This window comes from Streptomyces sp. YGL11-2, assembly GCF_050054615.1.
GTDB lineage: Bacteria > Actinomycetota > Actinomycetes > Streptomycetales > Streptomycetaceae > Streptomyces.
The window spans coordinates 70,657-82,342 of sequence record NZ_JBNHIN010000019.1; the positions used below are offsets into that span (position 1 = coordinate 70,657).

Below are 11,686 nucleotides of genomic sequence, written 5' to 3' on the forward strand. Positions count from 1 at the left end.
CGGTGCTGGTGCTTACGGAGGGTCCGGTGCCTACGGCAGTGCTCGCGCCTACGTCGGCGGAGCGCTCGCGCCTACGGCAGGGTCAGTACGCGTGGCCCGTCGTCCGTCACCGCGACGGTGTGCTCGAAGTGGGCGGCGCGGCTGCCGTCGATGGTGCGCAGGGTCCAGCCGTCGGGGGCCGCGTAGTAGCTGTCCCCGCCGCCCGACAGGAACATCGGCTCGATGGCGATGACCAGGCCGTGGCGGAGGACGAGGCCGCGGCCCGGCCGGCCTTCATTGGGGACCGCCGGGTCCTCGTGCATCGCGCGGCCGATGCCGTGGCCGCCGAAGTCCTCGGCGATGCCGTAGCCGGCGGAGCGTCCGACGCTGCCGATGGCGTGCGAGACATCGCCGATACGGGCGCCCACGACGGCCGCCGCGATGCCCGCTTCCAGGGCGCGCCGGGTGGTCTCCATCAGCCGGTGGTCCTCGGGCCGCGTGGCGCCGACGGTGAAGCTGGTGGCCGCGTCGCCGGCCCAGCCGTCGACGACCGCACCGCAGTCGATGCTCACCAGGTCGCCGTCGCGGAGCCGGTAGCCGTCCGGGATGCCGTGCACGATCGCGTCGTTGACGGAGGCGCAGATCACGGCCGGGAAGGGGGTCGGCGCGAAGCTGGGGCGGTAGCCGAGGAAGGGGGAGGTGGCGCCGGCCTCGCGCAGGACCGCACGGGCCACCTCGTCCAGATCCATCAGCCGTATGCCGGGGGCGGCCGCGGCGCGGACCGCGGACAGGGCGTCCGCGACGACCCGGCCGGCCACGCGCATCGCGTCCAGCGACGCATTCGTCTTGATCTCCACCATCGGTACGACCTCCCGTTCGGGCCGCCCGTACGCACCTCGGTGCCGGGCGGCGGCCACAGCTTCGTGCAGCCGGTATTTGTTTACCGGTATTTGTTTACCGGTATTAGTATCACGGGCATGGTGCGCACTCCACTGACCCCCTGGGAACGCGAACGCGGCGAGCGGCTGGGCACGCTGCTGCGCGCGGCGCGCGGCGAGCGGAGCATGGTCGAGGTCGCCGCGGCGGCCGGGCTGTCCGCGGAGACGCTGCGCAAGATCGAGACCGGGCGGGCGCCGACCCCGGCGTTCTTCACGGTCGCCGCCCTGGCCGGCACGCTCGGGCTGTCGCTGGACGAGGTGGCGGTGCTGGCCACGCCCCCGGACGCCGCGCCGGAAGCGGCCGCCCACGGTGGCGCGGCGGCCTAGCGAGGGGCTGTCCGACGGGTGCAGGGCCGGGCCCTCGATGCACGGACGGCCCCGTCCGGGTCCGGCTCCTCACGCGAAGGGCCGGCCCCCCCGGGAACCGGCACCCGGCGTGGCGGGTAGGGCCCCAACGCGAAGGGCCGGCCCCCTTCCGGGAACCGGCCCTCTGGCGGGGCGTCACCTACTGCCTGCGCCTCACCTGCCGCCGGCGCTCCACCTACCGCCGTTGCCGCGCCTGCTGTCGGTGCCCCACCGGGTCGCCCAAGCGTGCACCCCGAGTGCCCCAGGCGTGCGCTCCGAATGCCTCAGGTGTGCACTCCGAGTGCCCCGGGTGCGGACTCCGAATGCCTCAGACGTTGACGCCGAAGTCCTGGGCGATGCCGACCAGGCCGGATGCGTAACCCTGGCCCACGGCGCGGAACTTCCAGTCCGCGCCGTTGCGGTACAGCTCGCCGAAGACCATGGCGGTCTCGGTGGCGGCGTCCTCGCTGAGGTCGTAGCGCGCGATCTCGGCGCCGCCGGCCTGGTTGACGATGCGGATGAAGGCGTTCCGCACCTGGCCGAAGTTCTGGCTGCGGCTCTCGGCGTCGTAGATGGAGACCGGGAAGACGATCTTGTCGATGTCGGCGGGCAGCGCGGCGAGGTCGACGTTGATCGACTCGTCGTCGCCGTCGCCCTGGCCGGTGGTGTTGTCGCCGGTGTGGACGATGGACCGGTCCGGCGTCGCCTGGTTGTTGAAGAAGACGAAGTGCTGGTCGGAGTAGACCTTGCCGGTGGCGTTGACCGCGATGGCGCTGGCGTCGAGGTCGAAGTCCGTGCCCGTGGTCGTGCGGACGTCCCAGCCGAGGCCGACCGTGACGGCGGTCAGGCCCGGCGCCTCCTTGGTGAGCGAGACGTTGCCGCCCTTGGACAGGCTTACAGCCATGGGAAGTCCCTTTCCTCGTCGAGGTCGCGGGCGTGCGGTCGCATGGGTGCGGTCACACGCTTCGGGCTCCGCCTCGGGCGGAGCCGCCGTTACCCACCTCAACGCGGCCGGGGGACCGGGTGGTTCCAGGTTTCTTTACTTTCTCCACTCGATTCCTTGCCTGATCCTTTGCCTGTTCCTGGCGTCGGACTTTGCCCGGTCCTGATGTCGGAGCCGGGAGCCGGCCGGGAAAAGTGAGGTGACGGGCGCCCGTGGGCGCGAGATCATGGGAGGCATGTCCGGGCCCTATGTCATCCGAGGTTCGGTCGCCCTGCCGGAGGCCGAGCTGGTCTGGCGTTTCTCGCGCTCCTCCGGGCCGGGCGGCCAGCATGTCAACACCAGCGACAGCCAGGTCGAGTTGCGCTTCGACCTGGCCGGTACGAAGGCGCTGCCCCCGGTGTGGCGGGAGCGCGCCCTGGAGCGGCTGGCCGGCCGGCTGGTCGACGGAGTGCTGTCCGTACGGGCCTCCGACCACCGCTCCCAGTGGCGCAACCGCGAGACCGCGGCCGTACGGCTCGCCGCGCTGCTCGCCGAGGCCACCGCGCCGCCACCCAAGCCGCGCAGGAAGTCGCGGATCCCGCGCGGTATCAACGAGCGGCGGCTGCGCGAGAAGAAGCAGCGCGGCGAGACCAAGCGGGGCCGCTCGGGCCGCGATTGGGGCTGAGGGGGCTGCCGGCTCCCAGGGCTTTTCCGCCTCTGCCCCATCGGACGGACTTCAGGGCTTTTCCGCCTCTGACCCATCGGACGGACTTCAGGGCTTTTCCGCCTCTGACCCATCGGACGGACTTCAGGGCTTTTCCGCCTCTGACCCATCGGACGGACTTCAGGGCTTTTCCGCCTCTGACCCATCGGACGGACTTCAGGGCTTTTCCGCCTCTGACCCATCGGACGGACTTCAGGGCTTTTCCGCCTCTGACCCATCGGACGGACTTCAGGGCTTTTCCGCCTCTGACCCATCGGACGGACTTCAGGGCTTTTCCGCCTCTGACCCATCGGACGGACTTCAGGGCTTTTCCGCCTCTGACCCATCGGACGGACTTCAGGGCTTTTCCGCCTCTGACCCATCGGACGGACTTCAGGGCTTTTCCGCCTCTGACCCATCGGACGGACTTCAGGGCTTTTCCGCCTCTGACCCATCGGACGGACTTCAGGGCTTTTCCGCCTCTGACCCATCGGACGGACTTCAGGGCTTTTCCGCCTCTGACCCATCGGACGGACTTCAGGGCTTTTCCGCCTCTGACCCATCGGACGGACTTCAGGGCTTTTCCGCCTCTGACCCATCGGACGGACTTCAGGGCTTTTCCGCCTCTGACCCATCGGACGGACTTCAGGGCTTTTCCGCCTCTGACCCATCGGACGGACTTCAGGGCTTTTCCGCCTCTGACCCATCGGGCAGACTTCAGGGCCTTTCCGCCCCTGGGTCATCGGACAGGTCCCAGGCCCTCAGCCCAGCTGGCGGTACTTCCCCCGGAAGTACGTGAGCGGCCCGTCGTCATCGTCGGACGTCGTGGTCGCCAGGACGCGCCCGATGACGAGGGTGTGGTCGCCGGCCACCACCCGCTGCTCGGTACGGCACTCCAGCGTCGCCAGGGCGCCGCCGATGAGCGGGGCGCCGGACGCTTCGCCGCGTACGAACGGAAGGTCCTCGAAGAGCAGCCGGTCGCTGATGCGGCCCTTCATGGCGAATCGTCCCGCCACCTGGCGCTGATGGCCCGAGAGTACCGAGACGGCCCACAGTGGCTGCTGCGCCAGCAGGTCGTCCATCCGGGAGTCGTTGCGAACGCTCACCATGACCAGCGGCGGCTCCAGGGACACGGACAGGAACGCCGTCGCGGTCATGCCGACGTCCTCGCCGCGTGGGCCGGCGTCCGGGTCGTGGGCGGTGATCAGCACCACGCCTGCGGCGAGGCGGGACAGGGCGGCACGGAACTCGTCGTCACTCACCCCAACAGAATGCGCGATCGGCGCGTCGCCCGGCACGGAGGCGAGGGAGACGGTGGGTGCGGCGGGTGCGGCGGAGCCGGCGGCCGGGGTGGCGGCGGGAGTTTTCGTGAACACGCCATGAACGCTAACTTCGACCCGCCCCGGTCTGCATCGGGCCCCGGGACCACTTGCGTCCTAGGTCCCGCGGCGGAGGCGACCGCGACTGCGGAGCGTGCCGGGGCGGCGGCCGGGGGCGGGGTGTGCAGAAGTGCTCGGAGGTGGCTGGAATTTGCGTTCAGGAAGATTTCAGGGCGTGGGTGAGCGGTGTTCGGGCGGCCTGGTGAGCTGTGAACGCGGACCGGTAACGGGCCGTCACGGCTTGTGACTTGAGTCACAGCGGGCGCTAATTGTTGACCCTGTGTACCGAGTGAACAGCTCACTGTGATTCAGTGAGCGTGGAATCGGACGACGAAGACGACGAAGAAGAAGACGACAACGAACCGGTGGAGTGCTGTCGAGGTCTCAGGGAGAGCGAGCGATGGAGACCGAGTCGGAGCCCTATGTCCGTCTTGCGACCCTGCGGCAGCTGCACCAAGTGGTCGCCGAGCTGAATACCGCCCGCAGCCTTGCGGACACCTTGCAGTCCGTTGCCGACGGGGCGATCGTCGGGCTGGGCTTCGAGCTCGCCGCGGTCAATCTCGTGCGGCCGGACGGCGACCTCGTGGTCGCCGCGGTGGCCGGCAGCGCGGGTGCCGAGGCACTGATGGCCGGGCGGGTGGGCTCGCGCTCCTCATGGGAGCGGCGGCTGTCCATGGGGGAGCGCTGGGGCGATCTGTGCTTCATCCCGTACACCGAGGGGTGGGTGCTGGATGACGACGACGTGCCCCAGTGGCACACCGCCGGACCCGCGCCCCGCTTCCCCGACGAGTGGCACCCGATGGACCGCCTCTTCGCGCCGATGTACACGGCCGCCAACGGCAACGGCGAGCTGCTCGGGGTGCTCTCCGTGGACCGGCCGCGCAACGGCCGGCGCCCCGGCCCCTGGGGCCAGGAGGCGCTCCAGATGTACGCGTTCCAGTCGGCCATCGCGATCAGCAACGCCCGGCTGCGGGCCAACATGCAGCGTGCCCTGGTCCGGCTGGAGCGCGAGCAGCAGGCGCTGCGCGCCAGCGAGGAGAGCTTCCGGCAGGCTTTCGAGTACGCGCCGAGCGGGATGGCCGTCGCCGAAATGGGCGGTGACCAGCACGGACGGCTGCTGCGCACCAACGACGCGCTGTGCCGGCTGCTGGGCCGCCCGGCGTCCACGATGCGCCGGCTGTCCTTCTCCGACCTCGTGCACCCCGAGGACATCGGCACCCTGCTGCGCACCTCCGCCGAGGGCGGCCGGGCCGAGCTGCGGCTGGCCCGCCGGGACGGCACGTACGTCTGGGTGTCGCTGCGCAACTCGGTCGTCGCGGACACCGCCGACGGGCCCCGCTTCCTGCTCACCCACGTCGAGGACATCGAGGAGCGCAAGCGCCATGAGCTCCAGCTCGCGCACCGCGCCAGCCACGACTCGCTGACCGGACTGCCCAACAGCGCCGAACTGCGTGCCCGGCTCGGCGCGCGGCTGTGCTCCCGTCGGCCGGGCTCGCTCGCCGACGCCTACGCCTCCTCGGGTGCGGACGGTTCCGATCCGCGCGCCCCGCACGGCTTCGGGGTGGACGGCCCGGAGCCGTTCGAGGGGCTCGACGGCTTCGAGGGCAAGGCCGGCAGCCCGGTCCCGTTCGACCACCACATCCACCTCGTCGCGCCTCCCGACGGGCCCGAGGACGACGGCTCCAAGGGGCTCGCGGTCCTCTTCTGCGACCTGGACGGCTTCAAGTCGATCAACGACCGCTTCGGGCACAACACCGGTGACGCGGTGCTGATCGAGGTCGCCCGGCGGCTGACCAGCGGCGTCCGGGACGGCGACACGGTCGCCCGGCTCGGCGGCGACGAGTTCGTGGTGCTGGCCGACGGGCTGGGCACGGCCGATGCCCAGGACCTCGCGGTCCGGCTGCGGAACGCGATCATCCCGCCCATCCGGGTCGAGGGCCGGGCCGTACGCGTCGGTGCCAGCTTCGGCATCGGCTGGGCGAGCTGCGGCATGACGGCCGAGGAGGTGCTGGAGTCCGCCGACCAGCGGATGTATGTGGAGAAGCGCTCCCGGTCGAAGGGGAACCGGCGGGCGGCGGGCTGAGCGCGGGCGCTGGGCCGGGAACCGCGGCCCCGGTGCCGCGCATCTCACACCCGCGGCATCGTGCCTGGCGTACCGCCCGTTCACCGATCGTTGGTGATCTTGTGATGGGGCGGGATCGGCGTGGTACGGCCCTGACGGGGTAGGCTGCGCCGATGCGGCGCGGCGTCGCCGGGGCCCGGAAAGACAGTTCGCGCGGATGCCCGCGAACGCGTACATCACGCGTACGGACGCGTACGGATCGCTTGGGAGTGACAGGGGATGACGGCCGGTAACAACGGCGCGGACACGCCGGAGAACGACGACCCGTTCGGCTACCTCTACCGCTCGGAAGGCGGCGAGGGCGGCGCGGGCCCGTCGGGCGACGGCGGTGCGGCGCGGCAGCCGGGCGTTCCGCGGACCTCCTACAACCAGGTCCGCGCGGTCGGCCAGCGCCAGTACGGCGGCCAGCAGGCCCCGCAGCAGTCGTACGGCCAGCAGAACGCCCACTACGCCGCACCCGAGACGCTGCCCGGAGGCGGCGAACGCACCCGCCAGGCCCCCGCGTACGGCAACCAGGAGCCCCGGCGCGGCCGCAACGGCCTCCTCATAGGCGCGGTCGCGGTCGTCGCGGTGGTCTGCATAGGCATCGGCGTGGCGATGCTGACCAACAGCGGCGACAGCACGAACGACACCGCGCAGAAGCCCGGCCCGACGGCCGGCGACTCGGTCGAGCCCAGCGCCCAGCCCTCCACCAAGCCCACCCCCGGCGCGCTCCCCAAGGACGACGCGGGCGCGCTGCGGCTCAGCGGTGGCGCGACGACCGCCAAGGACATCAAGGGCGCCCAATCGGCCAGCGGTTCGTACGTCACCGGCTTCAACCAGGTCGGGGCGAAGGTGCAGTGGACCCTGGATGTGCCGGCCGCCGGCGACTTCCGGCTGAATGTGCACTACAGCATCCCGGGAGAAGACGCCAACGCCACGCTCTCGGTCAACGGCAAGCCCAACGGCTCGCCGCTGGGCCTGAAGAACTTCACACACCACCCGAAGGGCGACTGGGTGCAGGGCTGGCAGACGACCTGGGCCCCGGTCACCCTGAACAAGGGCACCAACACCATCGAGATCGCCTGCGCACAGGGCAATCAGTGCAACGTCATCCTGGATCAGGTGTGGCTGACGGGGGCCAATCAGTAGGCGGCGACTGCTACTTCTCCAGCTCAGGTGGGCAAGTCCGTTGTCCCGTATACCGCCTTGACAAGATCACTTTGTCTCTGTGGAGGATGGGACGGTAACAGTCCATTTGATCTGGGGAGATCACGCATGAAGTTACGTGCCTTGGCCCTGTCCGGTGTTGCCTTGTTGGCCGTGCTGCCGCTCACTGCGGGAACAGCCGAGGCTGCTGCCAAGTGCCCAAACGGCAACGTCTGTGGCTGGACGCAGCCGAACTTCGCGGGCCATGAGTCGGACGTGTTCCAACCCACTTCGGGGTGCAACGGCTTTGACAGTGATGCCCGGTCGGTATCCAACCAGCAGTGGCACCGGGTGACTGTCTACAGCGATACCGGGTGCTACGGCGAGCACTTCGACCTGACCCAGGGGCAGTACTCGGCCAAGACTCCGTGGCCAGTGAAGAGCATTGCCGTCTGGGGGCCGGACCAGTAGCAGACGGCCTTGCGGTGATGGGAGCCGAGGGTGCGACCAACCGCGTCGTGCCCGCAGCCCGTTGTCCCTCGGAGTGCTGTGCTTCGGAGCCCTGTCCCGGCAGTTGAACGGCGGTAGGCGAGGGCCGCTGAGCGCGGCCCTGAAGGGCCCTCACGCCGCCGTAGGACGATCCGTCACCACCACGTGCGGCAGCAGTTCTTCGTAGGTGGCGGGGTCGAACTCGCCCGCGGCCGGGGCCCGTACGGTGGCCGCCGACAGGGCTACCGCGCGGGTCAGCCGGTCCGGCCAGGGGAGTTCCTCGACGAGGCCGGAGAGCAGGCCGGCCACGGCGGAGTCGCCGGCCCCGGTGGGGTTTCCGGTGAATCGGCGGGGCGGGGTGGCCTGCCAGGCGCCGTCCGCGGTGACCGCGAGCATGCCGTCCGCGCCCAGGGAGGCGGCCACCGCATGGGCGCCGCGGCGGCGGGCGTCGCGGGCGGCGCGCAGCGGTTCGGTGCTGCCGGTGAGGGCGGCCAGCTCGTCGGCGTTGGGCTTGGCGAGGTCGGGGCGGGCGGCCAGGCCGCGGCGCAGCGGTTCGCCGCTGGTGTCGAGGAGGACGGGGACGCCGGCGGCGTGCGCGGCGCGGGTGAGGCGGGCGTAGACGTCCACGGGGACGCCCGGCGGGAGGCTGCCGCAGAGCGCCACCGCCCGTGCCTCGCCCAGCAGTTCGCGGTAGGTGCCGAGAAACGCGGACCATTCGGCGGGGGAGACGGTCGGGCCCGGTTCGTTGAGCTGGGTGGTGTCGCCGGTGGCGGCGTCGACGACCGCGATGGTGCGGCGGCTGGTGCCGCCCACCGGGACCAGTGCGTCGGTGACGTCGGTCTCCTGGGTGAGCAGGGCGCGCAGCGCCTCGCCGGTGCCGCCGCCCGCGAAGCCGGTGGCGACCGTGCGGTGGCCGAGCGCGGCCAGTACGCGGGCGACGTTCAGGCCCTTGCCGCCGGGGCGTTCGGCGACCTCGGTGACGCGGTTGGTGGCGTGCGGGTGGAGCCGGGGGACGCGGTAGGTGATGTCCAGGGCGGCGTTCAGCGTGACCGTGAGGATCATGGTCTCCCCTCCGGGAGGCCGGCCGGACGGCCGTGGGTCTGGCACCGCGTGCGGCGGTGGCATACGGACAAGTGCGCGAGCGATCATGCCATCGCGGATGCCGGTACGCCCAGACCCGGTACGGGCACCCGGTGTTGCCCGGTCACCAGGCCGGCGGCCGGGCGCACCGGGTGCCCGTCGGTTCAGGCACCCTGCGGGCGCACCAGCCACTCACCCCGGCGCATGACGCCGACCAGCCCGTAGGCCGCGTCCAGCACCACCAGGTCGGCGTCCTTGCCGGTCTGGAGGGAGCCGGTCCGGCCGTCGATGCCCAGCAGCCGGGCGGGGGTGGCGGAGAGTGCCCGCACGGCCTGATCGATCGTCAGGCCGTCGACGGTGACGGCCCGTTGGAAGGCCCGGTCCAGGGTGAGCGTGGAGCCGGCGATGGAGCCGGCCGTGGGGCCCTCGCTGATCCGGGCGACCCCGTCCTTGACCTCGACCCGCATCGGGCCGAGCGGATACATCCCGTCGGTCATGCCGGCCGCCCCCATCGCGTCCGTGATGAACGCGACCCGCTCGGCGCCCGCTTCGCGGAACGCCATCTGGAGGACCGCGGGGTGCAGATGGGTGCCGTCGTTGATCAGCTCGACGGTGATCCGCTCGTCCTCCAGGAGGGCGGCGACCGGGCCGGGAGCCCGGTGTCCCAGTGCGGGCATCGCGTTGAAGAGGTGGGTGGCGACGGTGGCGCCGGCGTCGATGGCCCGGCGGGTGGCGTCGTAGCCGGAGTCGGTGTGGCCGATGGCGGCGATCACCCCGGCGTCGGTGAGGAGCCGTACGGAGTCCAGTCCGCCGTCGAGTTCGGGGGCGACGGTCATCATCCTCGCGGTGCCGTGCGCGGCGTCGACGAGCTTGCGGACGTCGGCCGGGTCCGGGTCGCGCAGCAGCTCGGGCTGGTGCGCGCCGCAGCGGTGCGGGGAGATGAACGGGCCCTCGAAGTGGATGCCCGCCAGGTCGCCCTGCTGGACCAGCTCGGCCAGCACCGCGGCCTGCCGGGCGAGGTCGCCCAGTTCGCCGGTGACGGTGGAGGCGAGCATCGAGGTGGTGCCGTGCCGGCGGTGGGTGCCGATGACCTTCAGGCACTCCTCGGGGTCGGCGGACGAGAAGGAGCCGCCGCCTCCGCCGTGGACGTGCAGGTCGACGAAGCCGGGGACGATCAGGTGCCCGGTCAGCTCGACGACCGTCTCCGCCCCGGCATCTGCGTCGCCGGACGCCGGCACCCGGTCCGGGTCGCGGCTGTGGACCCCGGCGATACGGGTGCCCTCGACGGTGAGCCGGCCGCCGTCGACGACGCCGGACGGCCGGGCGATGCGGGCGCCGGCCAGGACGGTGCGCCGGGGGGCCGAGGTCCGTCCCGCGGACTGTTGCTGTGCCATCAGGCGGTTACCTCCGTGGAGAGTAGATCCCAGGCGAGCAGTCCTGCGCCCAGGCAGCCGGCGGCGTCCCCGAGGGCCGCCGGAACGATCGAGGGGAGCCGCTGGAACGTAACGCGCCGTCGGACCGCTTCCCGCAGAGGCGCGAACAGCGTGTCGCCCGCCTCGGCGAGCCCGCCGCCGATGATCAGCGTCCGCGGGTCGAGCAGGGTGAGCGCGATGACCAGGCCGTCGGCGAGGGCGTCCACCGCGTGCTGCCAGACCTCCCGGGCGCGCCGGTCGCCGGACTCCACGGCTTTGGCGCAGTCGGCGGCGCCGGCCGCCGGATCGCCGCAGACCGCCGCCCAGTCGCGGCCCACCGCCGCGGCCGAGGCCACCGTCTCCAGGCAGCCGCGCTGTCCACAGCCGCACGCGCGCCCGCCGGGCCGCACGACGATGTGGCCGATCTCGCCGGCGCTCCCGTGGGCGCCCGCCTCGATTCCGCCGCCGATCCCGATGGCGCCGGCGATACCGGTGCCCAGGGGGACGAACAGGAACCGGTCGGTGTCCCGGCCCGCTCCTATCCGGCCCTCGGCCAGGCCCCCGGTGCGGACGTCGTGGCCGAGGGCGACCGGCACCCCGCCGAGCCGCCGGGACAGCAGGTCGCGCATCGGCACGTCCCGCCAGCCGAGGTTGGCGGCGTAGACGGCGATGCCCGTGGCCTCGTCGACGATGCCGGGGACGGCGACGCCGGCGGCCAGGGCGGTGCTGCCGAAGCGCGCCCGGCCGAGGTCGCGCAGCTCGGCGGCGAAGCCGAGGATCGTCTCGACGACGTCGGCGGGGCCGCGTTCGCGCCCGGTGGGGCGTCGCGCCTCGTGGAGCAGGGTGCCGTCCGCCCCGGCGAGGGCGGCCTTCATTCCGGTGCCGCCCACATCAAGGGCGATGACGTGTCTCACGGGAACAGTTTCGCGCGATCCGCCATGAAAGGTCTAGTCCACTCGCCGGCCCGGTCGCGCCGGCGCCCGAATTCGGATCTGTCGTACGCACGGGTAGCATTTCCTCTTCGCCATCCCACACGGCGCCTGACCTGCGCAAGAGGCGGGGCGATAGGGAAACGGAATGGCGAGTGGTGTAGACCTTGTGAGGGACAGTGGGGAGACTCGCTGTTCTGCGTCGATCTTGGGCGACCCCCGAGACGGCGGTGGGAATGGCCCGGCAGACACGGAATTTC

Annotated in this window: 11 protein-coding genes; 5 read left to right on the forward strand and 6 right to left on the reverse strand. The window is 71.8% G+C overall.

Annotation, left to right across the window (positions count from 1 at the left end):
- Positions 1 to 71: 71 nt before the first annotated feature.
- Positions 72 to 839 carry a type I methionyl aminopeptidase gene (gene map, locus ACO1BR_RS22340; RefSeq protein WP_426796848.1) on the reverse strand — a complete coding sequence of 256 codons (768 nt, stop codon included), beginning with the start codon at positions 837 to 839 and terminating at the stop codon, positions 72 to 74.
- Positions 840 to 956: 117 nt separating this feature from the next.
- Here map and ACO1BR_RS22345 point away from each other — a divergent pair, with 117 nt between their 5' ends.
- A complete protein-coding gene (locus ACO1BR_RS22345) occupies positions 957 to 1,244 on the forward strand; it encodes a helix-turn-helix domain-containing protein (protein WP_159508592.1) in 288 nt (95 codons plus the stop codon).
- A 346-nt stretch (positions 1,245 to 1,590) separates the two neighbouring features.
- Here the strand turns inward: ACO1BR_RS22345 and ACO1BR_RS22350 are convergent, their stop codons facing one another.
- On the reverse strand, positions 1,591 to 2,166 hold the full coding sequence (locus tag ACO1BR_RS22350) for a TerD family protein (protein ID WP_426796849.1): 576 nt from the start codon (positions 2,164 to 2,166) through the stop codon (positions 1,591 to 1,593).
- A gap of 274 nt (positions 2,167 to 2,440) precedes the next feature.
- Here ACO1BR_RS22350 and arfB point away from each other — a divergent pair, with 274 nt between their 5' ends.
- Positions 2,441 to 2,869 carry an alternative ribosome rescue aminoacyl-tRNA hydrolase ArfB gene (gene arfB, locus ACO1BR_RS22355; RefSeq protein ID WP_159508590.1) on the forward strand — a complete coding sequence of 143 codons (429 nt, stop codon included), beginning with the start codon at positions 2,441 to 2,443 and terminating at the stop codon, positions 2,867 to 2,869.
- 779 nt (positions 2,870 to 3,648) lie between these two features.
- Here the strand turns inward: arfB and ACO1BR_RS22360 are convergent.
- Positions 3,649 to 4,263 carry a flavin reductase family protein gene (locus tag ACO1BR_RS22360; protein ID WP_426796850.1) on the reverse strand — a complete coding sequence of 205 codons (615 nt, stop codon included), beginning with the start codon at positions 4,261 to 4,263 and terminating at the stop codon, positions 3,649 to 3,651.
- Between the two features lie 403 nt (positions 4,264 to 4,666).
- Between ACO1BR_RS22360 and cdgB the strand changes: the two genes are divergently transcribed.
- The 3 genes from cdgB to ACO1BR_RS22375 all read left to right on the forward strand — a co-directional run bounded on the left by cdgB (position 4,667) and on the right by ACO1BR_RS22375 (position 7,987).
- Positions 4,667 to 6,349, forward strand: coding sequence for a diguanylate cyclase CdgB (cdgB, locus tag ACO1BR_RS22365; protein WP_426796851.1), 1,683 nt, complete (start codon positions 4,667 to 4,669; stop codon positions 6,347 to 6,349).
- A gap of 258 nt (positions 6,350 to 6,607) precedes the next feature.
- Positions 6,608 to 7,519 (forward strand): CBM35 domain-containing protein, encoded by a 912-nt coding sequence (locus ACO1BR_RS22370; protein WP_426796852.1) that lies wholly within the window; start codon positions 6,608 to 6,610, stop codon positions 7,517 to 7,519.
- Positions 7,520 to 7,645: 126 nt separating this feature from the next.
- Positions 7,646 to 7,987 (forward strand): peptidase inhibitor family I36 protein, encoded by a 342-nt coding sequence (locus tag ACO1BR_RS22375; protein WP_426796853.1) that lies wholly within the window; start codon positions 7,646 to 7,648, stop codon positions 7,985 to 7,987.
- Positions 7,988 to 8,137: 150 nt separating this feature from the next.
- On the opposite strand, the gene ACO1BR_RS22380 is transcribed toward ACO1BR_RS22375, so the two are convergent.
- The 3 genes from ACO1BR_RS22380 to ACO1BR_RS22390 form a co-directional block, all read right to left on the reverse strand.
- Positions 8,138 to 9,067 carry a 1-phosphofructokinase family hexose kinase gene (locus ACO1BR_RS22380; protein WP_426796854.1) on the reverse strand — a complete coding sequence of 310 codons (930 nt, stop codon included), beginning with the start codon at positions 9,065 to 9,067 and terminating at the stop codon, positions 8,138 to 8,140.
- Positions 9,068 to 9,249: 182 nt separating this feature from the next.
- Positions 9,250 to 10,479 carry an N-acetylglucosamine-6-phosphate deacetylase gene (gene nagA, locus ACO1BR_RS22385; RefSeq protein ID WP_426796855.1) on the reverse strand — a complete coding sequence of 410 codons (1,230 nt, stop codon included), beginning with the start codon at positions 10,477 to 10,479 and terminating at the stop codon, positions 9,250 to 9,252.
- Complete coding sequence (locus ACO1BR_RS22390; protein WP_426796856.1) at positions 10,479 to 11,411, reverse strand: ROK family protein; 933 nt, start codon at positions 11,409 to 11,411, stop codon at positions 10,479 to 10,481. Before ACO1BR_RS22390 ends, nagA begins: the two co-directional genes overlap by 1 nt.
- Positions 11,412 to 11,686: the final 275 nt, after the last annotated feature.